This is a genomic window from Achromobacter sp. (assembly GCF_050285585.1).
Classification (GTDB): domain Bacteria; phylum Pseudomonadota; class Gammaproteobacteria; order Burkholderiales; family Burkholderiaceae_B; genus Achromobacter.
Window position 1 is genome coordinate 473,256 of the sequence record NZ_JBLZXF010000002.1, and the last position, 26,081, is coordinate 499,336.

26 protein-coding genes are annotated in these 26,081 nt (G+C 60.6%); 16 read left to right on the forward strand and 10 right to left on the reverse strand.

The window, feature by feature from the left end; all coding sequences use genetic code 11:
* Window positions 1-47 precede the first annotated feature (47 nt).
* On the reverse strand, window positions 48-347 hold the full coding sequence (locus tag ACN6PJ_RS05320) for a hypothetical protein (protein ID WP_080564224.1): 300 nt from the start codon (window positions 345-347) through the stop codon (window positions 48-50).
* A 411-nt stretch (window positions 348-758) separates the two neighbouring features.
* Window positions 759-1,463, reverse strand: coding sequence for a metallophosphoesterase (locus ACN6PJ_RS05325; protein WP_427994856.1), 705 nt, complete (start codon window positions 1,461-1,463; stop codon window positions 759-761).
* Window positions 1,464-1,928: 465 nt separating this feature from the next.
* On the opposite strand from ACN6PJ_RS05325, the gene ACN6PJ_RS05330 reads away from it, so the two are divergent.
* From ACN6PJ_RS05330 to ACN6PJ_RS05385, 12 genes are all read left to right on the forward strand, one after another.
* Window positions 1,929-2,156 carry a hypothetical protein gene (locus tag ACN6PJ_RS05330; RefSeq protein WP_006385718.1) on the forward strand — a complete coding sequence of 76 codons (228 nt, stop codon included), beginning with the start codon at window positions 1,929-1,931 and terminating at the stop codon, window positions 2,154-2,156.
* Complete coding sequence (locus ACN6PJ_RS05335; protein ID WP_080969338.1) at window positions 2,153-3,163, forward strand: hypothetical protein; 1,011 nt, start codon at window positions 2,153-2,155, stop codon at window positions 3,161-3,163. Before ACN6PJ_RS05330 ends, ACN6PJ_RS05335 begins: the two co-directional genes overlap by 4 nt.
* Window positions 3,160-3,699 carry a plasmid mobilization relaxosome protein MobC gene (locus ACN6PJ_RS05340; protein ID WP_033457332.1) on the forward strand — a complete coding sequence of 180 codons (540 nt, stop codon included), beginning with the start codon at window positions 3,160-3,162 and terminating at the stop codon, window positions 3,697-3,699. The genes ACN6PJ_RS05335 and ACN6PJ_RS05340 overlap by 4 nt, the downstream gene beginning before the upstream one ends.
* Window positions 3,696-4,691 carry a relaxase/mobilization nuclease domain-containing protein gene (locus ACN6PJ_RS05345; protein WP_047991963.1) on the forward strand — a complete coding sequence of 332 codons (996 nt, stop codon included), beginning with the start codon at window positions 3,696-3,698 and terminating at the stop codon, window positions 4,689-4,691. Before ACN6PJ_RS05340 ends, ACN6PJ_RS05345 begins: the two co-directional genes overlap by 4 nt.
* A gap of 25 nt (window positions 4,692-4,716) precedes the next feature.
* Complete coding sequence (locus tag ACN6PJ_RS05350; RefSeq protein WP_235442350.1) at window positions 4,717-4,974, forward strand: hypothetical protein; 258 nt, start codon at window positions 4,717-4,719, stop codon at window positions 4,972-4,974.
* A 257-nt stretch (window positions 4,975-5,231) separates the two neighbouring features.
* The gene (gene virB5, locus ACN6PJ_RS05355; protein WP_047991965.1) at window positions 5,232-5,957 is read left to right on the forward strand and encodes a P-type DNA transfer protein VirB5; all 726 of its coding nucleotides are present in this window, start codon (window positions 5,232-5,234) and stop codon (window positions 5,955-5,957) included.
* A gap of 10 nt (window positions 5,958-5,967) precedes the next feature.
* Window positions 5,968-6,414, forward strand: a complete 447-nt coding sequence (locus ACN6PJ_RS05360; protein ID WP_047991966.1) for a hypothetical protein — start codon at window positions 5,968-5,970, stop codon at window positions 6,412-6,414.
* A complete protein-coding gene (locus ACN6PJ_RS05365; RefSeq protein WP_047991967.1) occupies window positions 6,411-6,671 on the forward strand; it encodes an EexN family lipoprotein in 261 nt (86 codons plus the stop codon). Before ACN6PJ_RS05360 ends, ACN6PJ_RS05365 begins: the two co-directional genes overlap by 4 nt.
* Window position 6,672: 1 nt before the next feature.
* The gene (locus ACN6PJ_RS05370) at window positions 6,673-7,725 is read left to right on the forward strand and encodes a type IV secretion system protein (RefSeq protein WP_047991968.1); all 1,053 of its coding nucleotides are present in this window, start codon (window positions 6,673-6,675) and stop codon (window positions 7,723-7,725) included.
* Window positions 7,726-8,375: 650 nt separating this feature from the next.
* Window positions 8,376-8,609, forward strand: a complete 234-nt coding sequence (locus ACN6PJ_RS05375; RefSeq protein WP_427994857.1) for an antitoxin VbhA family protein — start codon at window positions 8,376-8,378, stop codon at window positions 8,607-8,609.
* Between the two features lie 216 nt (window positions 8,610-8,825).
* Window positions 8,826-10,631 carry an ATP-dependent nuclease gene (locus tag ACN6PJ_RS05380; protein ID WP_269887727.1) on the forward strand — a complete coding sequence of 602 codons (1,806 nt, stop codon included), beginning with the start codon at window positions 8,826-8,828 and terminating at the stop codon, window positions 10,629-10,631.
* Window positions 10,628-12,391: a UvrD-helicase domain-containing protein gene (locus tag ACN6PJ_RS05385; protein ID WP_427994858.1), complete on the forward strand. Its 1,764-nt coding sequence runs from the start codon at window positions 10,628-10,630 to the stop codon at window positions 12,389-12,391. The genes ACN6PJ_RS05380 and ACN6PJ_RS05385 overlap by 4 nt, the downstream gene beginning before the upstream one ends.
* Window positions 12,392-12,852: 461 nt before the next feature.
* Here ACN6PJ_RS05385 and ACN6PJ_RS05390 read toward each other — a convergent pair whose 3' ends face one another.
* Window positions 12,853-13,842, reverse strand: a complete 990-nt coding sequence (locus ACN6PJ_RS05390; RefSeq protein ID WP_427994859.1) for a tripartite tricarboxylate transporter substrate binding protein — start codon at window positions 13,840-13,842, stop codon at window positions 12,853-12,855.
* A gap of 133 nt (window positions 13,843-13,975) precedes the next feature.
* Window positions 13,976-14,791 (reverse strand): LysR family transcriptional regulator, encoded by an 816-nt coding sequence (locus tag ACN6PJ_RS05395; RefSeq protein ID WP_427994860.1) that lies wholly within the window; start codon window positions 14,789-14,791, stop codon window positions 13,976-13,978.
* 111 nt (window positions 14,792-14,902) lie between these two features.
* Here ACN6PJ_RS05395 and ACN6PJ_RS05400 point away from each other — a divergent pair, with 111 nt between their 5' ends.
* The 3 genes from ACN6PJ_RS05400 (at window position 14,903) to ACN6PJ_RS05410 (ending at window position 19,273) form a co-directional block, all read left to right on the forward strand.
* Window positions 14,903-15,637: an SDR family oxidoreductase gene (locus tag ACN6PJ_RS05400; protein ID WP_427994861.1), complete on the forward strand. Its 735-nt coding sequence runs from the start codon at window positions 14,903-14,905 to the stop codon at window positions 15,635-15,637.
* Between the two features lie 493 nt (window positions 15,638-16,130).
* Entirely contained in the window at window positions 16,131-17,111 is a 981-nt protein-coding gene (locus ACN6PJ_RS05405) for a CobW family GTP-binding protein (protein ID WP_427994862.1), read from the forward strand.
* Between the two features lie 50 nt (window positions 17,112-17,161).
* A complete protein-coding gene (locus ACN6PJ_RS05410) occupies window positions 17,162-19,273 on the forward strand; it encodes a TonB-dependent receptor (RefSeq protein WP_427994863.1) in 2,112 nt (703 codons plus the stop codon).
* Window positions 19,274-19,347: 74 nt separating this feature from the next.
* Here ACN6PJ_RS05410 and ACN6PJ_RS05415 read toward each other — a convergent pair whose 3' ends face one another.
* From ACN6PJ_RS05415 to ACN6PJ_RS05440, 6 genes are all read right to left on the reverse strand, one after another.
* Window positions 19,348-20,277: a dihydrodipicolinate synthase family protein gene (locus ACN6PJ_RS05415; RefSeq protein WP_427994864.1), complete on the reverse strand. Its 930-nt coding sequence runs from the start codon at window positions 20,275-20,277 to the stop codon at window positions 19,348-19,350.
* A gap of 34 nt (window positions 20,278-20,311) precedes the next feature.
* Complete coding sequence (locus tag ACN6PJ_RS05420; RefSeq protein ID WP_427994865.1) at window positions 20,312-21,877, reverse strand: UxaA family hydrolase; 1,566 nt, start codon at window positions 21,875-21,877, stop codon at window positions 20,312-20,314.
* A 17-nt stretch (window positions 21,878-21,894) separates the two neighbouring features.
* Window positions 21,895-22,692 (reverse strand): transporter substrate-binding domain-containing protein, encoded by a 798-nt coding sequence (locus ACN6PJ_RS05425; protein WP_427994866.1) that lies wholly within the window; start codon window positions 22,690-22,692, stop codon window positions 21,895-21,897.
* 62 nt (window positions 22,693-22,754) lie between these two features.
* Window positions 22,755-23,483 carry an amino acid ABC transporter ATP-binding protein gene (locus ACN6PJ_RS05430; RefSeq protein WP_427994867.1) on the reverse strand — a complete coding sequence of 243 codons (729 nt, stop codon included), beginning with the start codon at window positions 23,481-23,483 and terminating at the stop codon, window positions 22,755-22,757.
* Between the two features lie 37 nt (window positions 23,484-23,520).
* Complete coding sequence (locus ACN6PJ_RS05435) at window positions 23,521-24,165, reverse strand: amino acid ABC transporter permease (RefSeq protein WP_427994868.1); 645 nt, start codon at window positions 24,163-24,165, stop codon at window positions 23,521-23,523.
* A 32-nt stretch (window positions 24,166-24,197) separates the two neighbouring features.
* Window positions 24,198-24,881 carry an amino acid ABC transporter permease gene (locus ACN6PJ_RS05440; protein WP_427994869.1) on the reverse strand — a complete coding sequence of 228 codons (684 nt, stop codon included), beginning with the start codon at window positions 24,879-24,881 and terminating at the stop codon, window positions 24,198-24,200.
* Between the two features lie 169 nt (window positions 24,882-25,050).
* Between ACN6PJ_RS05440 and ACN6PJ_RS05445 the strand changes: the two genes are divergently transcribed.
* Window positions 25,051-26,076: a GntR family transcriptional regulator gene (locus tag ACN6PJ_RS05445; protein ID WP_427994870.1), complete on the forward strand. Its 1,026-nt coding sequence runs from the start codon at window positions 25,051-25,053 to the stop codon at window positions 26,074-26,076.
* Window positions 26,077-26,081 lie beyond the last annotated feature (5 nt).

Sequence of the window (26,081 nt, forward strand, 5' to 3'; positions counted from 1 at the left end):
TTGAGCTAATGGTGAGGTAAATGCGGTGAACGTGCATTTTCTAGTCTTCAGGATGTTGTGGATCCCCAAGTCCAGTCTTGCCCTCCCACAACAACGAAAATCTCAGAGCGCAAGCCGCGAGCCTTGAAAGCGGCCTGCACCTTTGTGCGAACATGGTCTCGAACAGATGCTGCGCTCTCGCCGTTGTATGAGCCAAGAACCGTTGTTGTAGGAATAACAGTTTCACCTCCACTGCTATTTGCCTGTGCGCGCTTGAGGCCGAGCGCCTCAAGATCAGAATATGCATTTTGATAGTCCGTGCTGGATGCATTTTTCAGGTCAAAAGTGCAAACGACTCCGTAAGCCATTGATTTTTCCTTTTATTGAAACCCACTTGCACTGGGGTAAACCTAACGCACAAGGTATGCGGCTTGCGTAGCAAGTCCGCTTGACCGCCGGGTTAGGTGTTGAGATCTTCAACCCGGCGGGACGAAACTGAATGATAGCTGTAGGCGCTATGCTTGAGAAAGCCGCGACGCTTCAAGCCAAAACCTTTGCGCGAAGCGAATGAAACAGACCGAAAAAGCTAAGGGTTGAGAAGGTGCGGAGCGTGCCCGGACTTGCACCAGGATATGCGGTTATGAGCCGGACGACTCTACTGTCACAGCCTCCGCGAAAAATCTTCCACTGTCTCTTAAAACCTCAAGATCTACGGATGCCAGGACTGTCCGCTCTTGGCCGAACTCGGTCTTATGTCTTCCTGAGCGAATCAGCCCCACCTACGCGGCGACCGAGTGGCGTGGCCACCACTTAAGCGTGTGCAAATCCAGCAACGTGAACCGCCCCGCATCCTGCCATCCACCTGTATCGATGTAGTAAACGTTGCCAAGCTGTGCAGGCTTGCGTAGCGTCATATGTCCATGGACTACCGCACGTACATTGCGGACAGGCTGGGAATACTGCATTCGATAGCGGTCTACGGACCATAGGCAGGCATCCTCATCCTCCGGGCTGAAAGTAGCGCCATGAATGGCCTGCCAATCGTCATAGGGGAAGTCGGCGTGAACCATACCCACTACACCACTCGGCGTTTCCACCTCGATAGCCAGCGGCAAGGCTCTCAAGCAGGCCGCAATGCGTTCACGAACATCGCCGGCACAGGCATCCAACCATCCGCCGCCGTGCACGCGATGATCGACGTCCGGAATCGGATTGCCCATCGCCCGTCGCCACGTCATCAGGTCGTGATTCCCACAGATCGCGTGAAACCACGGGCGCTCCAACCATTTCAGAACATCGGCTGACTCAGGACCTCGGTCCACAAGGTCCCCCACGGAAAACAATCGGTCCTTTTCTGGCGAGAACCTTACGGCAGCCAGCGCGACCTCAAGGCGACCAAAATGACCGTGGATGTCACCCACCGCAAAATCACGGCCGCTGGCATTCAATTGAAAGCGCCGGACTCGGACATTACCGGACGTCATTCCAAGGTTCCATATAGCTCCCTAACGACTTGTCATGCATGTCCCATGATACTTGGCTCTTCACGACCGCGTGACACGTAATCCGCTGATCCTAGTGCCATCACTTCGAATGCGAGCCAACAGCGTGAGCATGCTCACATCGTTGGTAATTTTCCACAAAATTTTCCCCTGTCCGCCGACGCTTCAGACGCGGAAATCAGAGCACATCTCTGACCGCGCCTAAGCCCATGATTTCTAGATTTATTTTGCTTGATCGCTTCATCGCAAAAAAACCAATGTGCCATATCTTGGCATTTGGCGATGCCTAATCTTGGTTTTCATAGACACCCTATTTTGGTCTTTAAAATCAATGACTTAAGTTTGACAGTCATGCCTTCACGGTAAAGACTGGCATTACCTACGGTGAACTTGTGAGGCATAGGAATGACTACTGGAGAATATTTGTTGGGACGGTTTGGGCCGTTGATGAGCATCGTTGACGTTGCCACCTTGCTAGGCCGATCTCCGGATGGCGTCCGCATGGCGCTTTATACCGATACCGACTTTTCACGCAAGCTGAAACCAGCCATGCTGCGGGTCGGCCGCCGCGTTTATTTTCGGACGATGCAGGTCACAGAAGCCCTGAATCTGGAACAGCCGGCAGACGATGAAATCACGCCCGCAGAGGTCGCTACGCGAGGGCCGCGCGCATGAGTCGGCAAAGAACCATCAACGACCAGATATGGCGCTCAAATCGCCTGTCAGGCTGCACGGTCGAAGACCGCTATGCGCTGTTCTATTTCCTGACATCGCCATTCAGCAATGTCATCGGCGCCTATGAAATCGTCATTCGCGTTGCAGCCTCAGAAATGGGCTGGGACCCCGATTCACAACTAATGCCAGTGATGCGTCGTCTCATCGATGCTGGCATCTTGGATTTTGACCCGCAGGCGAATTACATTTGGATCAAAGATTGGTGGGACCACAATTCCGCCAAGATGGCAGTGGCAACAACCCTTAGGAAAAAGACACTCGAGCAAATAGCGGCACTGCCCCAAGGCTGGCGTGACGCTTACGTGAATGACTTTATCGATCGACTGCCTACCGAGGATCCGCTGCGCAATACGGTAGCCAAAGCCCTTGGATACGGTCCATATAGGCTATCGACACCCTATGCGGGCCCAGACGACGGCCGGACGTCCATTCCGGCCGAAGCAAAAGACATCCATAGAAATCAATCGATTAGCAACGGGCATACCCCAGCGACAGCCTATCACCAGGGTATGGGCAGGGGGCCGGGTAACACTACTACTAACACTAACCCTATCTATAACCCTACTACTACAACGAGAACCGACGACGATCTTCAGTACCCTACCGCGCTGGTCCCCGCTGAGAAACTGTCGATCCAAAACTTGCTTACCGACGTCCAATCAGCTGATGCGCAAGCATTGCTTGACGAACTGGACGGGGCCATCAAGACACCCGGAACCATCAGAAAGACGAAGGTCGCCTATTTCAAAGGAATCCTTGAACGCCACCGCACAGGGGGATTCGTGCCGTCTGCTGGCATCCCGATAGCGACCAGAAGAGAACGCCTGGCAGCGACCCAAGATATGTCGCGCGCTTCGGAATCAGCACCACTCAGCAAAGCTGAATCCCAAGCCCGGCTTCAAGAAATCAAAGCCCAACTGGAGCTGCATACGAGGATGCCGAAATGACGCGCAAGACCACACTCAGCATCCGCCTGGATGGTGATCTGAAGCAGCGTTGGCAGGCACTTTGTCTTCGACAAGGCAGCACGCCCAGCGACGGCCTGCGGCAGATCATTGTCCGCCTTCTCAACGGTTCGGCAACGGACGCTTCGCCCACTCCATCAAAACACGAGCAGCCTGATACTTCGCGTCGCCGCTTGGAACTCCGCCTGACCGAGACGGAATATGCCCGTATCGAAGCACTAGCCTTGCAGCAGGGCATGTCAGCCAATCGCTGGGTCATCCACCTGATACGGGCCAATCTCAGCGGCGAACCACAGTTCGGCATGACAGAGCTACGGACGCTGGGCGAATCGAATTCACGGCTGCTGGCCATCGGTCGCAACCTGAACCAGATCGCCCGGCATATGAACGCAGGACGCGCGCTGGAGACGGTGGTAACCGCTGAGCGTATCGACACACTGACCCGTCATATCAAAACCCACACCGCGCGGGTGGCAGACATCATGCGCGCCAACATTGACCGCTGGAGGCTGGAATGAGTCTGGTCATCGATGGAATTTTGAAGGACTGGGGCGAACGCATCTATACCAAGCCCGTGACCAGCCAAGGCATTAAGCGCACGGTGACGCGATCACGTACTTCGCCGCCCTCCAAGCCTCTGCTGCTGACCGGCAGCGCTCGGGTCCGTGACAAGTTGATGCTGACCACTCGCAAAGCGCCCGAAGTCATGGTGAAGATCTCCGGCGGCGGCAAAGGCATCGCGCAGGTGAAAGCGCACCTCGACTACATATCGCGCAACGGCCTGGTAGCGTTGGAGAATGAAGACGGTGAAGTCATCCTTGGCCGTGAGGCCGTGCAGGACGTGCGCGACGAATGGAAAAGCGGCCAGTACGGGTTGCCTGATAACGGCTCGCGCCGTGAAACGTTCAATATCGTGCTGTCCATGCCACCCGGCACCGATCGACGCGCCGTGAATGACGCTATCCGTGCATTCGCGAAAACGGAGTTCGGCGCCAACCACGCGTATGTCTTCGCCATCCATGACGACGAAGCCCATCCCCACGGCCACCTTTGCGTTAAGGCGCTCGGTCTCGACGGTAGCCGGCTCAACCCACGAAAGGCGGACCTGCAACGATGGAGGGAACGCTTCGCCGAGGCGCTGCGTGAACAAGGCATCGAGGCCAATGCCACACCGCGTAGGGCACGGTCTAACACGCACACTACGGTCAAGCAGGCGACGCGACATGCCGCCAAGCGCGGCAAGAGCACTAAGGCGGCCGAGCGGGAACAACGCAAGCTTTCCGGCGTTTCACGTACCATCAGGAATGGCTACGGGCACATTGCGAAAGCCTTGGCCGCTGGTGGCATGGAGGACAAATCGCTTGCCCTGGAAATTGTTCGGTTCCTTGATCCCTCGCAGGACAGGACGCTACAGGTCCCACAGCGTAGCCAGCGCAGCACAGAAGTGATCAAGGATGTCCAGCAACAGGACAAGACCAACCATCCAGGTAAAGGCGACCTGAGCCGTTGATTGATTGCGCAAGAAGGACCATAAGATGGCTTTACGCTACGACGCGCTGCAAGACTACTGTGATGATCCAGCGCGCACCGGTGATGTGCAGGTCGTTCTGTATGCGCACTACTGGAAGGGCTTTGCCTTGGCCGTGCAGGACGGCACTACAGAGCACCGCGTCATGGACGACAAGGGCCGACCGTACCGGTTCCGAACAGTAGAAATGGCCTTGGCGGAACTGGCGAACATCTCGTACCTGTCTGACCGCATCATCATTGACCGTCGCACGTGGTGGCCGTAATCGGGAAACTACTTTGCATTAACCGTAAGTACAATCAACTTCGGTTGTACCTTTAACCACAACGAACGTTGCACCGCCCTAAGGACGCCTAGCGTACCGGGCGCCGACCCGAAAAGAAGGGTTCCGACCGCCGAGAGCAGATCGGCCGCTTAGTCGCCCCAAGAACGCTTTGTCGTACTGGGCGCGGTCCCTGAACAGACCGACAGACCGGACAGCACGGTCCTACGTTCGCCCTCAACCTCTCAGGAGTGGCGAACATGAAGAAACTATCAGCCTCTTGCATTCTGGCCGTCGGCATTGCCGCGTCGTCGGCCGCCTTCGCACAAATCCCCGTGACAGATGGCGCCTCCATCGCCAAGAGCGTAGAAAACCAGATCGAAACGATGGCGAAGTGGAAGATGCAGTACGACCAGATGGTCAGCCAGATCGACCAGATGAAGCAGCAATACGCTGCGGTCACTGGCGCGCGCGGCATGGGCGAACTGTTCAACAACCCGCAGCTGCGTGACTACCTGCCGCAAGACTGGCAAGGGGTCTATGACCGCGTGAAATCAGGCGGCTATGCCGGCCTGAGCGCGCGCGCTGAAGCCATCTACCACAACAACAAGGTGTATGACGCATGCACCGGCTTTGCCTCGACAGAGCAGCGCACCAATTGCGAAGCGCAAGCCGTCAAAGGCGCGCAAGACAAAGCCTTTGCGCTCGATGCCTACGACGCGGCGAAGAACCGTCTCAGCCAAATCGACCAGTTGATGCGGCAGATCAACCAGACCCAAGACCCGAAAGCCATTGCGGAACTGCAAGGCCGCATCGCAGCCGAGCAGGCCATGATTCAGAACGAACAGACCAAGCTACAGATGTACCAGATGGTCGCGGCAGCCGAAGACCGCCTACAGCAGCAACGACGGAAGGAGATCAACGCAAAGATTGTTGATCAACGGGGCTACCCCACTCTTCAAGTCTTCAACCCGCTTGCACGCTAAGGAGAACATCATGGCTCCGTTCTACGCAATCACTCTGGTTCCAGTGGTAACGCTATGCCTTGCCATCTATCGCTTCTGGGCTTGCGCTCGCCGCCTGAGTCCCGAGTATTACCGAGAGCTTTTGCGGCGTGCGCCGCTGATGAGACCCCTTGATGTCGCGGCTATCGGTATGGCTGCTTTCACGGCCTACTACGCGTCTATGGGCTGGTTTGGATTCACACTGCCGTTCATTGATGAAGAACCGTTGCCGCCTTGGATGAACATCATCCTGTCTGCCGTCACATCCATTGCGTGCATCGGCATCGTTTTGACAAACGCGCCAAATCGCTTCACACAGCCGACATGGGGCGGCATGCGCGAAAGCGTCGTACGAACCCTTGCAGCGTTACGCATCATTGAGGCCGCCGAAGTGGCCCACGCACTCGACATCATCAACGCACGTGAGGCACACAAATGAAAAAAATCCTCTTCCCTTTCTTCATCGCGCTCACGCTGGCAGCTTGCGGGGACAACACCCCCATTCGAACCGTCGATTGGTACAAGGCGCATGCCCCCGAACGCAACGCGATGATCGCGAAATGCGAAGCCAGTCCTGGCGAGCTCGCCGCATCCGCCAACTGCGTCAACGCCAAGACAGCGGCAAACCATCTGGCCGTCGACAAGCGGGGCTATTTCGACCTGACACCGATCAATCCGCTCAAGGGAGGTCAATAACATGGGATTCGCCTTATTCCAGTGGATAGGCAGCAGCGTCGATGCGATGCTGAACACCTTCGTATCGGAAACCGCTTCGAACGTCATCCTCGGCTTTCAAATGCTGATGCTGACCGGCGTCACGCTGTATATCACCTTGACAGGCTACGCCATCAGCGCGGGCGCGGTTGAAGCTCCCTTTCAGACCTTCATCAAGCAGTGCATGAAGATCCTCATTATCACAGCATTCTGCATGACGGCTGATTCTTACACCGCCACTGTTGTGTCGGCCATTCAAGGGCTGGAGACAGGTCTGGCCGACGTCATGTCTACGTCTAACGCTCAAGCGACAAGTATCTATCAGGTTCTGGACAACTCGGCGGACAAAGGGCTTAACGTGGCTTACGACATGCTAGGCAAAGTCGCAAAGCGCGAGTTCTACGAACTAGGTCATATGTTCTGGGATGCCCTGAATGCACTCATGATGGCCATTGCCGTGCTTCTTATTCATTTGCCTGCGGCCGCGACCATCATCATGGCAAAGCTCGGTCTCGGAATAATGCTTGGTCTCGGACCACTGTTTATCGCGGCGCTAATGTTTCCAGTCACCGCGAAATGGTTCGACAAATGGTTTGAGCAGGCACTGGCCTATATCCTTGAAATTGCCATCACAATGGTTGTCGTGTCTGTCGGTGTGGCGCTATTCAAGGCGCTGTTCGACAGGGTAATAAGTACGACCACGGACAATCCCATCAATTCGTTTGTGCAGATCATCGTTCTTGCCTTGATCATCTTCTTCGCGCAAAGAAAAACGAGTGGCCTAGGGGCGAGACTGGCTGGCGGCATCGCCTTTGACGCTGTGACATTCAAGAGCATGGCGCAGGGTATTGGCAACGTGGTGAATCCTAAGACGACTCGCCGCGATATGCAGTCGGGCATGATGGTTACTGCTGGCCGAACCAACCACATGATCGCAGGCAACACCATGTGGAATCCAGCCTATCGGCAACACGTCTTGCAGAACATGGGCAAGAACTGGGGATCGGCAACGGGCGGCTCCGTCAACGGTAAGTGATGTGCATGTTGGGTCCGTAACGGCCTCGCCATCAGCGAGGCCTTTTCATTTATGGCCGCACATATCTCCGCGCTACGCTTGGGCAACCCCTTCGGTTGCATCCCGCGTCCGTTCTTGCCGGACTGGCCGCGGGGGCAGGCCCAGCGGCTTCGCCTTGTTCCTCCCCCGGCCGATAGGCTGCATGGCTTCCAGAGGCATCAAGGGTGAAGGCCTCGCCCGGGATCCTCACCCGTTCCCTGCGCTGCGCTTCGGGCTGCGGCTTCCGGTCCCGCCCTTGACGCCTCTTCCGGCCAAACGGTGTCAGTAGCGGTGCTGCCAAGCGGATGACGGGTCAAGGGGTTGGTGCGGCCCGCAGCCCACAGGGCGAGGACACGGCCCCTTGACGCGGCAGGAGCGCCCCACGCTATGCCGGGGGCAGGAGTTCCGGGCCAAAGGCCCGCAACCCCTGCTCCCGAGGCTCCCGCCGGCGAGGGTGGAGAGTCCAGAGAGGCAAAGCCTCTTTGGAAACTACGGCTAGTACGCAGCCGATATTGGCGTCCATAGCAGGTAAAACAAGACAATTTCAGCGCACCACCTCTGTGGCTGCGCGTACCTAAACCAATTTACCCATACTTCTTGTAAGATCGAGTTACCTACAGCAAGGAGACACCATGGCTGGCAAGGATAAATGCACGCAACAGCCCCATAAAACCATATCGGATACCGAACGCAGCCGCCGGCAATCGGCAGTTAACTATGCACGGGCCTCCGTCGGTCTAGAAGGTTTCTCGCTCAGTGAAGCAGATGAGGCCCACGCTCAGCGTTTCGCCGATGGTCAGATGAGCCTGCAAGAGTTTGTGCAGCCGCGCGCTGACGCATTAGCACTCCCAAAGTCTTCGTCATGACGAAAAAATTTAGGATTTGGGGACTAGTGCAGGATAGGCTGTCGCCGGTTTTTGCAGTACATGCAGGCCTAAGTAAGTGAATATAACGACGCAAATACAGGGATGCCCGTTTCGAATTGTCTGGCTCTGCTCAATCGCAATCCCTCGGCTCCAAGGAAGCTGGGTGGGATCATTTTTTCTATGGCTGGGTAGGCTTGGTTATAAGGGTCGGTGAAAATGCGCGTTATCAATCTGAAGATTGAGAATTTCCGGGGTGTGAAGTCTGCTGACCTTACGTTTGACGGACATACCCTGCTGGTAGGGGGCAACAATGTCGGAAAGAGTACGATCTGCGAGGCTTTGGATCTTGTGCTCAGTCCGGATAGGCTTTCTCGCTTTCCCCCGGTTCAAGAGTTCGATTTCTACAACGCCTCCTACCTCGATGCTGACGGGACCACTCCCATAAAGATCAAGATCGAAGTCATGCTAGTGGATCTCAGTGGCGAGTTAGAGCGCATATGCGCCGCTCACACCGAGCTGTGGCATGTTAAAGAACAACGTCTGTTGGAGGCTGGTGAGGTAGATGCCGCAGTTCCTCCCGATGTGATTCGATGCCTGCGCATTGAGACCCAAGCGTTCTACAACGCAGAGGAGGATGAGTTCGAGGCTGATACGTTCTTTTCATACAGCCCCAGTCTTGAAGCAGGTGAGCTGCAGCGTGTAAAGAAACCAGTGAAGCGGCTCTTCGGATTCCTCTACCTTCGAACTCTGCGAACAGGCTCACGCGCGCTTAGTCTAGAGCGAGGCTCTCTGCTAGACCTTATCCTCCGGTTGCAGGGTGTTCGAACCGGACTTTGGGAAAAGTCTATCAAGCGGCTCCGTGAGCTAGATCCTCCGATTGACGCTGATGCCGCCGACCTTCGGCCCGTGCTGGATTCCATTGAAGAGCGGCTTGTCCAGTATATTTCCATAGGCCGCGCGGGCAACGCAACGCAGCTATTCGTTTCGCAGCTTACGAGAGAACATCTGCGCAAGACGATGTCGTTCTTTCTCTCCGTCACTGCGGATCAAAAGCCAGTTCCCTTCCAGCATGTCGGGACAGGCACCCTTAATACCCTCGTGTTGGCTCTATTGTCGTTCATCGCCGAGGTAAAAAAGGACAATGTGATTTTCGCTATGGAAGAGCCCGAGATAGCCCTGCCGCCACATACGCAGCGCCGGATTGCAAAGTATCTTTTGGAGGAGACAACTCAGTGCTTTGTGACCTCACATTCGCCGTATGTCATCGAACGATTCGATCCATCACAGATCAGCATCCTGCGGCGTAGCGGTGACGCAAAGGTGGAGTCGACGACCGTAGCGTCTGGCACAACGCTGAAAGGCAAAATGTACAAGCGTCATGCAAGAAGAGGCCTAGCGGAAGCGATGCTGGGCCCCGGGGTGATTGTTGCGGAAGGGATCACGGAGCATAGCGCCTTGACCACGGTCGCAGAGAAGATGGAACAGGCCAATCCGGATCTGTTTGCTCTGGACTTGGCGGGCATCACGATCTTCCCCGTCGAGGGCGACGGTTCTTTGCCTAATTTCGGCGCTTTCTTCAAGGCACTTGGTCTTCGAACATATGCGTTCTATGACTACAAGCCACGCAAGGCAGAAGAAAATCAGAAGTTTGCGGAAGCCTTTGATTTCCCGAACGAAATTCCTTTCCCGAACATCGAACAGCTTCTAGTCGCACAAACGCCCGTTAGCCACCAATGGACGTTCCTTTGTGCGCTTCGTGATTCAGGGGACCAAGGGAACATTGGCATACCGGCCGAGCGCCCTGATGACAAGGGGGTAGTGGATTGCATGCTCAAGGCGCTCAAGAGCAACAAGGGCAACGGATATGCAGCCCGGCTACTGGATCTTTGTGCGGTGCATGAGCTACCTGTCGGCATCACTGACTTCCTCACTCGCGTTTACAGCGACTTTCCAAAACCTGTCCCTGTGGCTCCGCCTAAGGACGAGCCGGTAGGGGAAGAGGACCTGGTCGGCGACTTATGATCATCTGCGAGCGGCGTCAAAGGATTTTGAACGAAGATGGCCACCTTCTAATTGTTGGAGGGCCTGGCAGCGGTAAGACCACTATCGCCCTGCAAAAGGCCACGAAGATTATTGCTGCTGGGTTGCAACCGGGGCAGTCGATACTCTTCCTCAGTTTTTCTCGGGCAGCCGTGGCAAGGATCGCAGAGGCATCGAGTTTGCTTGTCGATAAGACCGTACGTTCGCAGCTCAGCCTCCAGACCTTCCATTCCTTCTGCTGGTCATTGCTCAAGAGCCATGGCTACCTACTCGGCTCTCCGAAAGGCAAACTCAAGATCCTGCTGCCTCAGGATGAAAAAGCCTTGTCCGGTGGAGTGAAAGCACCGAAGAAGGGGGAGCGAGAGACAGCCGAGTGGCTTGTATGGCAAGCCGAGCGAGAGCGACTGTTCGCGGAAGAGGGGCAAATCTGTTTCGACTGGTTTGCTCCCAAATCCAGTGAGCTGCTGGGAAGATGTCAGTTGCTACGGGAGCTGGTGGCAGACACTTACCCCGTCATTATCGTTGATGAAGCTCAAGACACTGGGGATGCGGCTTGGAGTTGCATCGAGAAGTTGGCAGACCTTTGCCAGATCATCTGCCTAGCTGATCTTGATCAGCAAATTTTTGATCACCTGGACGGTGTAGGTCCGGAGCGGATTGAGCGCATCAAAGATGCCTTAACTCCGGTTTTTGTAGATCTTGGCTCCGACAACAATCGCAGCCCTGGCACTGAAATCGCGGTTTTTGGCAATGACATCTTGGCGAAGACGCCGAGAAGGGCCCCATATGCTGGTGTAGGCCGCATCCTGTATGACCCCAGAAAGGACCCTGCCCAGTGGATACGTATGGCGCTCGGTCGATTTTTCAGAGGCGCTAAAGCTGACGGACTGGAAATAGAGAACTTAGCCATCCTTGCAACCACCGGCAGTGGCGTTGCCAAAATTTCAGCCGCCCTGAATGGGGGCGAGAAACCTATTCCCCACCAGGTTCTGTTCGACGAGGCAGCAGTACTATTATCAGCCCGATTGGCAGCATTTCTTCTGGAGCCCAAGCTCCCAGAGCGGCGCGCAGTTGATATCGCAACCTGCCTTGAATTGCTAGCCTCAATCAGGCGTGCAGATGGTAGTGCGACGGCAATCAGGGAGGCAGCAACCTATATGACGTGGAGTGCTGGCATCGTAGCAGGCAAGTTCCCCAAGACCAATCTCGTCAGGAACGCAGAAGCACTTATCAATGGCGTTGCACACCTATCGCTTACCGGTGACCCTGGCAGGGACTGGATTCAGATAAAAATGCAGCTCTACCGAACCGACGTTACCGAGTTCAAGCAGGTAGCGAGGGCCCTCGACTATTTGATCGCTTTCAATCGTGGGAGGCGAATCAGCGCGAACTTGTCGGAGATGTGGATGACGACTGGTGCCTACACTACCGCCCGTCAGGGGCTCGATAACGCTTTGGTGCAGGATCAACTGTTGGCTGAGGGATACGATACCCAAGGTATACACGTCATGACCATCCACAAATCCAAGGGCAAGCAGTTCGATGCGGTAATTCTGATTAGGGAGAGCATTAGGCAAGGAGCAAGGCAGTTCCGCTCTTCATTGGTCTGGCGAGGTGATGCACCGCCCTATGACCGCAGCCGGAAAATTCTTCGCGTTGGAATCACTCGCGCGCGGCGTTACGTTCTGATGCTCGAACCCACGTTTCCGCGCTGCCCCATCATGTCGGAGCATATATTGTGAGGTGTAGCGTTCACATGTCTGATTTTATCTGTCCCATATCTCGGTGATCGCTTAGTATGGGTAACGGTCGCTACGCGCTGGCGATTCCTCTCGTCAGTACTGTATCTAAATTTCGGTACAGTACAGGTACAATGACCAGCTTCCACCAATTCGGTTAAAATTCTCTAACCTACTGATTTGAAACTGGTTTTACCTATTTCAACCTACGCTAGAATTCGCCTCAATTCCCTGTAGCAACACTGTAAATCACCGACTCAAAATCGCCCGCCGCAAAGGCATGTCGGCTCCGTTCCAGCCCCCGGACACCAGAATTCAAAAAGCCGTTGACGTTCACCGTCAACGGCTTTTCTCTTAATCTTGCCTTAGACCACCACCGTAAGCGGCTTTCAGTGCGCCCCGCGTTCACCGATAACGCTTCGGCGTCTCTACCGCCCCCGTCCCACCCCAAGCAGCAAAGCCGGTCAATTGACGGTCACGCCCGCCTCGCGCACCACATCGCCCCACGAAGAAATCTCCTTGACGATCTGATCGCGAAAGGCCTGCGGGCTGCCTGGCGCGGCTTGTTCCCCTGTTGCCTTGAGACGGTCGGCCATTTCGGGCATCACGACGGCCGCATTGATCGCGGCGTTGAGCTTGGCCTGCACCTGCGGCGGCACGCCCTTGGGCGCGATGATGCCGTACCACACCGTCACGTCGTACGGCACGCCGGCCTCGCGCACCGTCGGGATATCCGGCGCCGAGGATACGCGCTGCGGCAAGGTCACGGCCAACACCTTCAGGCGCTTGTCCTCGCGATAAGGCAGCGTCGAACCCGCGGTGGTCAGCATCGCGTTGACCTGGCCAGAGACGGTGTCCGTCAGAGCCGGGGCGGACCCCTTGTAGGGGACGTGGACCATGGTGATGCCGGCGGTCTTCAAGAAGGCCTCCATCGCCAGGTGCGATATCCCGCCCGTGCCGGACGAGGCATAGGTCAGCCCGCCCGGTTTCTTCTTGGCCAAGGCTACCAGGTCGCCCAGGCTGTCCACCGGTACGCTGGGATTGACCGACACGAAGAAAGGCGCCCGGGCAATCATGCCGATCGGCGTCATGTCCTGGACCGGATCGAACGGCAGCTTGTACAGGCTGGGGTTGACGGAATAGCTATTGGAAATCAAGGTCAGGGTGTAGCCATCGGGCGCTGCCCTCAGGCCCTGCTCCACGCCCAGCTTGCCGCCCGCGCCGGGACGGTTCTCCACCACCACGGGCTGCTTCAGGCCATCGGACAGCAACTGCCCCAGGAGACGCGCGATCCCGTCATTGCCGCCTCCGGCGGCGAAGGGCACGATCAGCTTGATCGGCTGCGAAGGATAGTCGTCCGCGCGCGCATTCACTGCCGTTGCGGCAAACGCGACGGCAGCCAGCGTCATCCCCAATACCGCCCTGCCCAGCCTGGCGCCGGATAGCATCGTCATATTTGTCTCCTCCTTGATCGGCCGCTGCGCGGCTAGGTTGAACGGCGAATGGCGCCAGGCTACAACTTAACGGGTGAAGTTGTAGCCCGGCACTGGTATTTCCAGATCTCTCGATTGCATGGAACGGGTTTCTTCATGTTGTATGCGTAGCCTGAAGCGCGTGATCCCGAAACCGCTCCACCAACGTTGCCACCGCGGATTTGTCCAGCGATTGCACCGCGTAGCAAAGCCCGATGCGCCGTGACATTTCCAGCCCTTCCAGCGGCCTGATCTCCACGCCGGCCTGGCTGCGGACGAGGGACTCCGGCGCCACGCATATACCAGCGCCGGCCGCCGTCAACGCCAATGCCAGGCGCAGCGATCCCGCATGCGCGGCCGGCGAGTTCGCCGCCGCGCCGTAGAAAGGAAGCAGGCGCTGATGCGTCGGATGATTCGGGCACACGATCCACGGCAATGCGGCATCGGCGCCGCTACCTGCGGGGATCGCCAGCACGTAGCGGTCCACGGACAGCGGCAGGAACAGTTCGTCCTCGCAGCGCTCGTCTTCGGTCGCCAGCCGGGCGTCGCCGTCGCACCCCTCGATCAGGCTGACGAAAAGCGCCGGCGCGACTTCCCGCGCCGCTTGCATGAAGGCGGCGATGTCCTGGCCGGCGATATCCGCCTCGACGCCGATTTCGATACGCGACGCGCGCGGGCCGTGGCGGAACTGGTGCGTCATCGAGTCCGTTTGCGACAGGATGCGGCGCGCCTGCGGGTACAGGATACGGGCGTCCTCCGTTACCGCCACACCCCGGGCCTGCCGGGTGAACAACTGCGTGCCCAGCAAGTCCTCCAGGCTTTTGATCGTGCCCGACAGCGCGGGCTGGCTCAGATGCAGGCGGCGGGAAGCGGCCGTGATGTTGCGCTCTTCGAAGACGGCGACAAAGGCCTTGAGTTGGCGGCTATCCATAAGATTTTCCGATTTCTTCCAAAGAAATAAACCATTTCTCAGGGATTTTTCGCAGGCATAGAATCTTTTCCGACACTCAAGCATACCTAAAACCGATACCTGGAGCCCACCATGTCTTCCTTGAAAAAACCGCTCATCATCATCACCGGCGCCAGTTCCGGCATCGGCCTGGCCACCGCCCGTCTGTTCTCGGCGCACGGCCACCCCCTGCTGCTGCTGGCGCGCCGGCTGGACAAAATGCAGGCGCTGAACCTGCCCGACACCCTGGCGCTGTCCGTGGACGTGACCGACCGCGCCGCGCTGGCCGCCGCCGTGCGGGAAGGCGAAGCGCGCTTCGGCCCGGCCGATGCGCTCATCAACAACGCGGGCGTCATGCTGCTGGGCGACATCACGCGCCAGGACCCGGATGAATGGGACCGGATGCTGGACGTGAACGTCAAAGGCGTGCTGAACGGCGTGCATGCGGTCGCGGCGGGCATGGTCCAGCGCAAGCGCGGCAGCATCATCAACATCAGTTCGGTGGCCGGCCGCAAGACCTTCCCCAACCACGTGGCCTACGTGGGCACCAAGTTCGCCGTGCATGGCTTGTCGGAAAACCTGCGCGAGGAATTGTCGGCGCACAACGTGCGCGTGACGACGATCGCGCCGGGCGCGGTGGAAACCGAGCTGCTGGGCCACACCACCGACGCGGACATCAAGACGGGCTATGAAGCGTGGAAGGCCGAGATGGGCGGCAAAGTGCTGGCCGCCGAGGGCGTGGCCAACGCCATCCACTACGCCTATGCGCAGCCGGACGGGGTATGCGTGCGTGAGATCGCGCTGGCCGCGACGCGCCAGCAGGCGTGATCGCGAACTGCCGCGGGCGCATGCCCGCTTCTCCATGACCCGCTCGGCCGTCTCTTCGGCCTTCCCGCACAGCGTGCACACGGCAAAGCCGGCCAGGCCGCGCGTGTGGGGATGAGAATGCGAGCAGGCGATGAAGGCATTCAGCCTATCCCGCTCGGGGACGAGCCCGAGCTTGATCATTTTCTGCAGCGCCCTCCCTGCGCGGCAGCCCGCAGGCCCTGCTCCCTCAATAGATCCCAGAGCCCATAGGCGCCGGTTGGCGCCTCGCGGTGCAACCGGGCCGTCAGCCCCAGGGTCTGGCGATGCGTCAACTGGGGTCTAGCGGACATGGGCACACGCTAACCGTGGCCAAGGCCGGCGCAAATTAGTTATGTTATAACATAACGAAAATTGATTGCGGCTGCCACGGCCTGTTCTGGGGCCAGGCCGATCTTCCCGCGCGCCGCCGCGTATTGCGCGCGTCTCGTACCTCTTGACCTATTGGGGCCTCACCATGGCGCGAATTCCCGTCACCATCCTTACCGGCTTTCTGGGCAGCGGCAAGACCACGTTGCTCAACCGCATCCTGCAAGAGAACCACGGCCACCGCATCGCGGTGATCGAGAATGAGTTCGGCGAAACCGGGATCGATAACGAGCTGCTCGTGCAGGAGGCCGACGAGCAGATTATCGAGATGAACAATGGCTGCATCTGCTGCACCGTGCGCGGCGACCTCGTTCGCATCCTGGGGGACCTGGCGAGGCGGCAGGCGGCGGGCGAGGCCGCGTTCGAACGGGTCATCATCGAGACCACCGGCCTGGCCGACCCAGCCCCGGTCGCGCAGACTTTTTTCGTCGACGACGAGATTGCCGACGCCTACCTGCTCGACGCGATCGTCACGGTGGTCGATGCCAAGCACGCCCCCCAACAGTTGGACGAACACCACGAGGCGCAGGAACAGGTCGGGTTCGCGGACCGGATCCTGCTATCGAAGACAGACCTTGTCGGCGCCCGGGACGCGGAAGGCCTGGAGCAACGGCTGCGGCGCATGAACCCGCGGGCGCCGATCTCGCGTGTCCACTTCGGCGCAACCGCGATTGCCGAGATCCTGGACATCCGGGGCTTCAACCTGAACGCCATCCTCGACATCGAACCGGCGTTCCTGACCGACACGGACCATGAGCACGATGACGATGTCGGCAGCTTCGTCTTCGCGTCGAAGCAGCCCTTTGATCCCCTATTGCTCGAGGATTTCTTCGGCGGTCTCGTGCAGGTCTATGGCAACGACCTGCTGCGCTACAAGGGCGTGCTCTCGGTAAAGGGCACGAATCGACGCGTCGTATTGCAGGGCGTACACATGATGGTGGGTTCCGAGCCCGGGGCGCCCTGGAAGCCCGGCGAACCCCGGGAAAGCCGCATCGTTTTCATCGGCCGCCGGCTGCCTCGTGAAGTGCTCGAGCGCGGCCTGACCCGGGCCCTGGCCGCTTCTGTCTAGCGCCTAAGAAAGGCCCGCTCCATGGGCCTTCACGAACCCCACACGAAGTTATGCGAATCATCGGTATTGCCGCGCTGCTCGGCAGCGGCGCGGCCCTGGCTCAGGAAGGCCCCGCGCCGGCGACGATGCTGGCCCCCGTCGAAGTCCATGGCGTGTACGCCACGCCGGGCAGCTCGCTGGGACTGGATATCCCGCAGCAGGTCGGATCGAGGCTGGGATTGTCGCCGCTGGACACCCCGGCCAGCGTCAGCGTCATGCATAGCGACGAGATGGCGGACCGCGGCCTCACCCGCGCGCAGGAGGCAGCAATACGCATGCCGGGCATCAGTGAAGCCCCCGCCCCGGGCAATGGGGGAACGTCCCTGGTGGCAAGGGGCTTCGTGGGCCATAACTCGGTCGCGCAGCTGGTGGATGGAACGCGCCAGGTCGTCGCCGCCGGCACGGTTACCTACCCGTTTTCGACCTGGCCGCTCCAGTCGGTGGAAGTCCTGCGCGGCCCGGCGTCGGTGCTCTACGGAGATGGGGCCATCGGCGCCGCGGTGAACTACGTCACCAAGAAACCGGTCTGGGGCGAGACGCAACGCGAGGCCTTCCTGGGCGTGGGCTCGTACGGCGCGGTGCAGGGCGGCGTCGGCCTGCGCGGCCCCATCAACGATGTGGTGGCGTACTCCATGTATGTCGATGGCGAACGCAGCGACGGGTACCGAGCGCTGGAGGACACCAGCCGACGCAACTATGCGCTCGCGCTTTCAGTCAAGCCGGCCTCGCGATGGAAGGCCACCTTCTCGCTGGATGGCGGGGTCAACGACGATGCGCGCTACTTCGGCACCCCGCTGCGCGATGGCGGGCTCGACAACAGCCTGAAACGCATCAATTACAACGTGTCCGATGCCGTGGTGCATTACGACGACCGCATCTGGCGCGCCAAGGTGGAATATGCGGTCAATCCCCATGTGCAGCTGCGCAACGAGACCTACTACCTGACGTCCAAACGCCACTGGCGCAACGCGGAGTCCTATGGATTCGACCCCGCCGGCGCGTCGATCGTTCGCGAAGACTATCTGGAAATCCTTCACGACCAGGAGCAGACCGGCAACCGGTTCGACATGACGCTGGACGGCCGGATCGGCGGACTGCGCAATCGGCTGGTTGCCGGCGCCGACTGGTACCGCAGCACCCTGCTGCACTCGAACAATTCCCCGTATGGCGGCAGCAGCACCGTAGACCCCTACGATGTCGACCGGGGAGAATTCGACAGCCCCGACCCCACCACGCGTGGGCGCCGCGCCACGTTGCAGACCACCGCGCTCTTTCTCGAGAACGCACTGGACCTGACCCCGCAATGGAAGCTGGTGGGTGGCCTGCGCCACGAGCACATGCGGCTGGACGACAGCAATCTGCGCACAGGCGTGCGCCAAGGCAAATCCTATGACCCCACGACCGGCCGGGTCGGCATCGTCTGGGCCCCAAGCGAGACGCTGTCCTTCTACGGACAGTATTCCACGGGCACGGACCCGCTGAGCGGCGCGCTCTCCTTGCCGGCTGGCGGCACGGATCTGGACCTTACCCGCGGACACCAGGTCGAAGCCGGTGTCAAAGGCCTCGTGCCATCGATACGCGGCCAATGGACTGCGGCCGTCTACCGCATCGAAAAGCGCCATCTGCTCTCTCGCGACCCGGAGGATCCCACGATCACGCAGCAGGTCGGCCGGCAGTCGTCCACCGGCATCGAACTGGCCTTTGCGGCCGAGCCCATCCCGGGCTGGACCGTCGATGCCAACATCGCGCTGCTCCGCGCGCGTTACGACGACTTCGGTGAGCTGGCTTCCGGCGTATTGGTCTCCCGCGACGGCAACGTGCCCACGGGCGTCCCCGAGCGCATGGCCAATCTCTGGACGACCTGGCGGTTTGCGCCGCAGTGGAAAATCGGCGCGGGCGCGCGCTATGTCGGCCAACGGCCCACCAATGCCGCCAATTCCCGCTGGCTGCCCGGCTACACCGTCGTGGACGCGGCGCTCACTTATGACTACTCGCCCGCACTGAGTTTCATGCTGACGGTGAAGAATCTGACCGACCGCGAATATGCCGTGTCGGGCTCGGACGCCACCTGGCTGCTGGGCGCGCCGCGGACCGTCCTGCTGACGACACGCGCCACGTTCTAGGTGGGCATGCCCGATCCTGGGTGAGGGCCGGAGGGGAAGGCGCCAGCCCGCGGCGGCGGGCTGCCTCCTCTCCGTCACCTCCCCCAGCGCAGCACCAGCGGATCCAGCCGCCGCGCGGTGGCCAGCAGCCCCTTGCGGGTTTCGGGATGCAGGGCCGGCCACGGATGCCGCGGGGCATCGCAGTCGATGACGCCTCCTTCCTTCATCAGCGCCTTGGCCGCCAGAAAGCCCGCCTGCCTGTTTTCGTAGTTGATCAGGGGCAGCCAGGCCTGGTATTGGGCGAAGGCCCGGTCATGGTCGCCCTCGCGGTGGGCTTCGATGATGGGCTTGATGCCGTCGACGAAGCCGCCGCCCGTCATCGAACCCGTGGCGCCCGCGTCGAGATCCGCCAGCAGCGTAATACCCTCTTCGCCATCCCACGGGCCCTCGATGGCGTCGCCGCCGAGTTCGATGAGTTCGCGCAGCTTGCCCGCGGCGCCCGCCGTCTCCATCTTGAAGTACGAGACATGCTCGATCTCCCGGGCCATACGGGCAAGAAATGCCGGCGGCATCGGGGTTCCGGCCGCCGGCGCGTCCTGGATCATGATGGGGATAGTCAATGCGTCGGACAGGCGCGCGTAGAACTCGTGGATCTGGACCTCGCCCACGCGGAAGGTTGCGCCGTGATAGGGCGGCATCACCATCACCATGGCCGCGCCCATCTCCTGGGCGCGGCGGCTGCGTTCGATGCATAGCCGGGAGCTGAAGTGGCTGGTCGTCACGATCACCGGAACGCGGCCGTCGACGGTTTCCAGTACGTGGCGGGTCAGGATTTCGCGCTCGTCGTCGGCCAGCAGGAACTGTTCCGAATAGTTCGCCAGCACGCACACCCCGTCGGCGCCCGAATCGAGCATGAAGTTGACGCAGCGCCGCTGCCCCTCGGGATCGAGCGAGCCGTCCTCCTTGAAGATCGTCGGAACGACGGGATAGATGCCGCGATAGCGCGGGTTCTTGTGTCGGGCCATGAGGCTCCTCCGTGAACGATTGGAAGTCGGCGGATCAGGTAATGACGCTGGTCTGCCAGGGAACGAATTCTTGCTGTCCATAGCCGTGAAGCTCGCTGCGCGACCGCTTGCCGGAGGCGGTTTCGAGCAAGCGCTGGAACAGCACTTCGCCAAGCTCGGCGATGCTGCGGGTGCCGTCCAGCACGCCACCGCAATCCAGGTCCATGTCGTCGGCCTGCCGCTGCCAGAGCGCGGTGTTGGTGGCCAGCTTGAACGAGGGCGCAGGCGCGCAGCCGTAGGCCGAGCCGCGGCCGGTGGTGAAGCAGATGAGATTCGCGCCGCCGGCCACCTGGCCGGTGGCCGACACGGGGTCGTAGCCCGGCGTGTCCATGAAGACCAGGCCGCGCGCGCGCACCGGCTCGGCATATTGGTACACCTCCACCAGGTTGGTCGAGCCTGCCTTGGCGATGCCGCCCAGGGATTTCTCCAGCACGGTGGTCAGACCGCCCGCCTTGTTGCCGGACGAGGGGTTGTTGTCCATCGAGGCGCCATTGCGGGCGCAGTATTCCTCCCACCAGCGGATGCGCTCGACCAGCTTGCGGCCGACGTCGGGAGTTTGCGCGCGCCGGGTCAGCAGATGCTCGGCCCCGTAGATTTCCGGGGTTTCCGACAGGATGGCGGTGCCGCCGTGCTGCACCAGCAGGTCCACGGCCGCGCCCAGCACCGGGTTCGCCGAAATGCCGGAGTAGCCGTCCGAGCCCCCGCACTGCAGGCCGATGCGCAGATGGCCGGCGGCTACCGGTTGCCGCGAGACGGCGTTGGCCTGGGGCAGCATTTCGCGGATGAGTTCGATGCCGCGGGCGATCGTGCGCGTGGTGCCACCGGTGTCCTGGATGGTGAAGGTATGCAGGTTGGGGCCGTCGCTCAATCCCTGGGTGGCCAGCAGGCCGGGGATCTGATTGGTTTCGCAGCCCAGGCCGATGATGAGCAGGCTGGCGAAATTGGGATGGGTCGCGTAGCCGCCCAGGGTCCGCTGAAGCATCTTCAGGCCATCGCCCGCGGCGTCCATGGCGCAGCCGCTGTGGTGAGTGAGGGCCACGACACCATCGACGTTGGGATAGTCGGCAAGCGCCTGCGGATGGATGTCGCGGCGGAAATGGTCGGCAATGGCGCGAGCGACCGTGGCCGAACAGTTAACGCTGGTCAGGATTCCGATGTAGTTGCGCGTGGCCACCCTGCCGTCGGCGCGGACGATACCCTGGAATGTGGCGGGCTCGGCCGCCATGGCGGTGGGGCGGGCGTCGGCCGCATGGGCATAGTCGCGCGCAAAATCGCCGATGGACAGGTTGTGCGTATGGACGTGCTGCCCGGGACGGATAGGCTGGGTGGCGAAGCCGATGATCTGGCCGTAGCGGCGCACGGCCTCTCCCTGCGCGATGCTGCGGGTCGCCATCTTGTGACCGGGCGGAATCAGGCCCGCCACGGTCACGCCTTCGCTGGCCACCGGCGTGCCGGCGATCATCTGATCCAGCACGACGACCACGTCGTCTTGCGGGTGCAGCCGGATCACGCGCACCGTACCCTTTGATGGCTGCAGGTTTCCCGCATGGTTGCTGAGCATGGAATTCTCCTTGGCGGTCAGCGTTGCATGTCGGCGGGCAAGGGCATGCCGAAGTAGCGCTGGTAGATCTCGTTGAATTTGCCGTTCTTCAGGTTCGCCTCGACCCAGCCATCGAGCCACTCCTTCAGTTCGGGTTCGTTCTTGCGCAGCCCCACGGCGTAGGGATACGACTTGGCGATGAACTTGGGCACGATGTCGCGCGCGGGATTGGCCTTCTTGATGGCCGGCAGCACGCTTGGCGCGCCGACCAGGAAGTCCTGCTGGCCGGTGGCGACGGCGGTGTTCGTCGTGGCATCGTCCTCGTAGCGGACGATCTGCGCGCCGGGGATGTCTTTCAGGCCCCGGGTGAGTTCCTGGTCGCTGGTGGTTCCGCGCGTGACGGCGATCGTCTTGCCGGCGAGGTCGCTGAAGCTGGCGACCGAAGCCGAACCGGGCCCGGCGACAAGAACCGGAACCACCCCATACGGCGCGGAGTACGCAACGACCTTCTTGCGCTCCTCGGTGATGGAGAAGGACGCCAGCACCACGTCCACCTTGCGGCTCAACAGGAACGGGACGCGGTTGGGGCCGTTGACCGGAACGATCTCCAACGCGACGCCCAGGTCCTTGGCCAGCAATTGGGCCGCTTCGACGTCGGAACCCGTCTGGCGCGCCTGCCCATCCAGCATGCCGTATGGCGGCGCGCTGATATCGACGGCCACGATGATCTTGTTGCGCTGTTTGATCGCTTCCAGGGTATTGGACCGGGCGGCGAAAGGCGCGGCCAGCAGGAGAGAAGCCGCAAAGGCGGCGAGGAACCGGGGCAAGGCATTCATAGGGAGTCTCCCAAGAGTTTTTAGTGGTGCGTATGAGTGATGGGCGGCCCGTTCCAGGGCTGCTACAGGCCGTTCGCAACGAACTGCTGCAGTTCGGCGGTACGTGGTCGGGACAACATCTGGCCGTCGCCCTCCTCCCAGACCACGCCCTGGTGCATGAACAGGATCTGGTTGGCGACCGATTTGGCGAAGGCCATTTCATGAGTGACCAGGACCATGGTCATGCCGTCGCTGGCCAGGTCCTCGATAACGCGCAGCACCTCGCCGGTCAGCTCCGGATCCAGCGCCGACGTGACTTCGTCGAACAGCATCAGCTTGGGTTGCATCGCCAGCGACCGGGCAATGGCAACGCGCTGCTGCTGTCCGCCGGAAAGCTGCTCGGGGTAGTAGTGGGCGCGGTCCTGCAGCCCGACCTTGCCCAGCATCTGCATGGCCAGGGCCTCGGCCTCGGATGCCGCGACTCCCTTGACCTTGCGCGGCGCGAGCGTGATGTTCTGCAGCACCGTCAGATGCGGGAACAGGTTGTAGGCCTGGAAGACGATGCCCACCTCCTGGTGCAGCGCCAGGAGGTCGACATTGCCGCGCTCCAGGGACCGGCCGCAGACCTGCAGCTGGCCGCCCTGGATCTCCTCCAGCCCGTTGATGCAGCGCAATGCCGTGGTCTTGCCCGAGCCGCTGCGGCCGATCAGGGCAACCACCTGCCCACGCCCGACCGAGAAGCTGACGCCCTTCAGCACCTGTACATCGCCGAAGGACTTGTTGACCTGCTTGAAGCAAATGATCTCGTCCATGAGACCGGTCTCCTTTGTTTGATTTTCTGGTGTGCGCCTATGCGCGCTTCAGGCGCTTTTCCAATCGGTACGACAGCACCGACAGGGGGTAGCAGATGGCGAAATAGAGAACGGCCGCGATGCTGAACACCGCGAAGGGTTCGAACGTCGAGTTGTTCACCACCCGCGCCGAATAGGTCAGGTCGAAGAATCCGATGACCACCGCATACGAGGAGTTCTTGACGATCTGCACCAGGAAGCCGACCGTGGGCGCGACGGCGATTCGCGCGGCCTGGGGCAGCACGACGTACCACACGCGCTGAAGCGGGCGCAGCGCCAGGCATTCCGCCGCTTCCCATTGGGTCTTCGAGACCGCCTGGATACAGGCCTTCCAGATTTCCGCGAGAAACGCGCCGGAATACGCGGTCATCGCCAGCCCGGCCGCCACCAGGCTCGGCAGGTCGTATCCGGCGATGCTGATGCCGAAGTAACAGAGGAACATCAGCACGGGCAACGGAATGCCCTGCACCAGCTGGATAAGGCCGCCCGTTATCACCCTCAGCATGCGCCCGCCACGGCTGCGGGCAAGCGCCAATGGCAGGCCCACCATGGCCCCGCCCAGAAAGCCCATGGACGAAAGCAGCAAGGTCCAGCCAGCGCCCCGCAGGATGAACTGCAGTTGTTCGAGGGAAATGCCAAGCATCGCCTGTTCCTTGGAGGGAGAAAGAGGGGGATTTACAGGGAAGTGCCGAGACGGCGGCGACGGCTGAATGCCAGTTGCGCCAGGCCGGCCATCAGCAGGCGCAGCAGCCAGGACATGACCAGGTAGAGCGCGGCGACCACCAGGTAGATCTCGAAACCGCGAAAGGTCTCCGACTGGACGCCATAGCCGGCGGAGGTCAGTTCTTCCACGGAAATCTGCGACATGATCGAGGTCGCCAGCATCATCAGCACGAACTGGCTGGCCAGCGCCGGATACATCCGTTCCACGGCCTGAGGCAGGATCACCAGGCGCAGGACTTTCCAGCGGCTCATCCCCAGACAGGATGCCGCCTCGATCTGGCCGCGAGGGATCGATTCGATGCCGGCGCGCATGATCTCGGTCGTATAGGCCGAAACGTTGATCGTCAGCGCGATCACCGCCGCGGCGATGGCCGGCACGCGAATCTGCAAGGACGCCAGGCCAAAGAACAGCCAGAACGCCTGGATCACCAGGGGCGTGTTGCGGATCACGTCCACGTAGACGGTGACAGCCCGCCGCGCCCAGTTCGGGCCGTGGGTGCGCAGCACCGCCAGGATGGCGCCAAGCACAAACCCCAGGACGATGGTGGCGAGGGACATGCGCACCGTCGACCAGGCCCCGGCAAGCAATACATCCCAGTGCGTGGGCAGGAAGCTGAAATCGAAGTCGTAGGCCATGGTGTCGTGACGAAAGGGAATTGCGGCTGCGGCGCATAAATGAACAATGCCGACAAAAACCAAAGTAAACGAACTTTGCCGACAACAACCATTCGCGTTTTCCCTAGCGTCGAACCTGAAGGGGACGGACTACCGTACGATGTGAGCAGATACACAATCGTTCGCCACCGTGAAGCAACAACCGACCGCCGCCTCTCTTGAAACGTCCCCTCTCGGAGCCAATTCCCGGACTCCTCTCTATGCCCGGGTCGCCGACCTGCTGCGCGGCGCCTTGGCCACAGGCACGCTTCCGCAAGGCATCGTCCTGCTCGAAGGGCCGCTGGCAGAGCTGCTGGGCGTGACGCGCAGTCCGGTACGCCAGGCGCTGCGCGAACTGGAAGCCGAGGGGCTGGCAAGGCGCTTTGACGGCAGGGGCCTTCTGGCGGGCGGCGACGCCGATCCCGGCTCCCCGGTACGGCTCCCCTTGTCCGCCGACATGCTGGGCCTGGAAGCGGCTTCGGAACCGGTGCGCAAGCCGCAAGGCTGGGAGAACATCTATCACGCCGTCGAGCATGACGTCGTGCATCTGTCGGTATTCGGGTCCTACCGGCTCAACGAGGTCGAGCTGGCGCGGCACTTCGGGGCTGGCCGAACCGCCGCGCGCGACGTGCTGCTACGGCTGGAAGGCCTGGGGCTGGTAGGCAAGGACGACCGGCAGCGCTGGACGGTGACCCCGTTGGACGAACGGCGCATCCGCAACCTCTATGAGCTGCGCTGGCTGCTGGAGCCCGCGGCGCTGGCGGGCGCCGCCGGCAAGATTCTCCCCAGGGAGCTTGCAGGCATGGCGGAGCGGCTGCGCAAAGCCAAATCGCGGTACCCCAGGCTCACGCGCGCAGCGCTGGACGGCATGGAGCACGATCTCCACGTCGAACTGCTGAGCCACTGCCCCAACGACAGCATTCTCGAAAGCCTGCAGCGAACCCGCTGCATTCTCACGCTCAGCAAGCACGTGCTGGGCGCGGCCGCCCCCATGCCGAATCTCGATCCGTTCATGCAGGAGCACCTGGAAATAATCGAGGCGCTGGAACAGGGATGCCTGGCACAAGCCCAAGAGGCGCTGAGGCTCCACCTGGAAGCCTCGTGCGAGAAGGTGGTCGAGCGGGTTGGCCTGGTACAGCAACGGGTGCCGCCGCCGCGGCTGTCGTACGTCAGCTGATGAAT

Excerpts from the sequence above, each read along its gene's own strand:
- ACN6PJ_RS05320 (WP_080564224.1), bottom strand. The coding sequence starts at position 347 with ATGGCTTACGGAGTCGTTTGCACTTTTGACCTGAAAAATGCATCCAGC.
- ACN6PJ_RS05325 (WP_427994856.1), bottom strand. The coding sequence starts at position 1,463 with ATGACGTCCGGTAATGTCCGAGTCCGGCGCTTTCAATTGAATGCCAGC.
- ACN6PJ_RS05330 (WP_006385718.1), top strand. The coding sequence starts at position 1,929 with ATGAGCATCGTTGACGTTGCCACCTTGCTAGGCCGATCTCCGGATGGC.
- ACN6PJ_RS05335 (WP_080969338.1), top strand. The coding sequence starts at position 2,153 with ATGAGTCGGCAAAGAACCATCAACGACCAGATATGGCGCTCAAATCGC.
- ACN6PJ_RS05340 (WP_033457332.1), top strand. The coding sequence starts at position 3,160 with ATGACGCGCAAGACCACACTCAGCATCCGCCTGGATGGTGATCTGAAG.
- ACN6PJ_RS05345 (WP_047991963.1), top strand. The coding sequence starts at position 3,696 with ATGAGTCTGGTCATCGATGGAATTTTGAAGGACTGGGGCGAACGCATC.
- ACN6PJ_RS05350 (WP_235442350.1), top strand. The coding sequence starts at position 4,717 with ATGGCTTTACGCTACGACGCGCTGCAAGACTACTGTGATGATCCAGCG.
- virB5 (WP_047991965.1), top strand. The coding sequence starts at position 5,232 with ATGAAGAAACTATCAGCCTCTTGCATTCTGGCCGTCGGCATTGCCGCG.
- ACN6PJ_RS05360 (WP_047991966.1), top strand. The coding sequence starts at position 5,968 with ATGGCTCCGTTCTACGCAATCACTCTGGTTCCAGTGGTAACGCTATGC.
- ACN6PJ_RS05365 (WP_047991967.1), top strand. The coding sequence starts at position 6,411 with ATGAAAAAAATCCTCTTCCCTTTCTTCATCGCGCTCACGCTGGCAGCT.
- ACN6PJ_RS05370 (WP_047991968.1), top strand. The coding sequence starts at position 6,673 with ATGGGATTCGCCTTATTCCAGTGGATAGGCAGCAGCGTCGATGCGATG.
- ACN6PJ_RS05375 (WP_427994857.1), top strand. The coding sequence starts at position 8,376 with ATGGCTGGCAAGGATAAATGCACGCAACAGCCCCATAAAACCATATCG.
- ACN6PJ_RS05380 (WP_269887727.1), top strand. The coding sequence starts at position 8,826 with ATGCGCGTTATCAATCTGAAGATTGAGAATTTCCGGGGTGTGAAGTCT.
- ACN6PJ_RS05385 (WP_427994858.1), top strand. The coding sequence starts at position 10,628 with ATGATCATCTGCGAGCGGCGTCAAAGGATTTTGAACGAAGATGGCCAC.
- ACN6PJ_RS05390 (WP_427994859.1), bottom strand. The coding sequence starts at position 13,842 with ATGACGATGCTATCCGGCGCCAGGCTGGGCAGGGCGGTATTGGGGATG.
- ACN6PJ_RS05395 (WP_427994860.1), bottom strand. The coding sequence starts at position 14,791 with ATGGATAGCCGCCAACTCAAGGCCTTTGTCGCCGTCTTCGAAGAGCGC.
- ACN6PJ_RS05400 (WP_427994861.1), top strand. The coding sequence starts at position 14,903 with ATGTCTTCCTTGAAAAAACCGCTCATCATCATCACCGGCGCCAGTTCC.
- ACN6PJ_RS05405 (WP_427994862.1), top strand. The coding sequence starts at position 16,131 with ATGGCGCGAATTCCCGTCACCATCCTTACCGGCTTTCTGGGCAGCGGC.
- ACN6PJ_RS05410 (WP_427994863.1), top strand. The coding sequence starts at position 17,162 with ATGCGAATCATCGGTATTGCCGCGCTGCTCGGCAGCGGCGCGGCCCTG.
- ACN6PJ_RS05415 (WP_427994864.1), bottom strand. The coding sequence starts at position 20,277 with ATGGCCCGACACAAGAACCCGCGCTATCGCGGCATCTATCCCGTCGTT.
- ACN6PJ_RS05420 (WP_427994865.1), bottom strand. The coding sequence starts at position 21,877 with ATGCTCAGCAACCATGCGGGAAACCTGCAGCCATCAAAGGGTACGGTG.
- ACN6PJ_RS05425 (WP_427994866.1), bottom strand. The coding sequence starts at position 22,692 with ATGAATGCCTTGCCCCGGTTCCTCGCCGCCTTTGCGGCTTCTCTCCTG.
- ACN6PJ_RS05430 (WP_427994867.1), bottom strand. The coding sequence starts at position 23,483 with ATGGACGAGATCATTTGCTTCAAGCAGGTCAACAAGTCCTTCGGCGAT.
- ACN6PJ_RS05435 (WP_427994868.1), bottom strand. The coding sequence starts at position 24,165 with ATGCTTGGCATTTCCCTCGAACAACTGCAGTTCATCCTGCGGGGCGCT.
- ACN6PJ_RS05440 (WP_427994869.1), bottom strand. The coding sequence starts at position 24,881 with ATGGCCTACGACTTCGATTTCAGCTTCCTGCCCACGCACTGGGATGTA.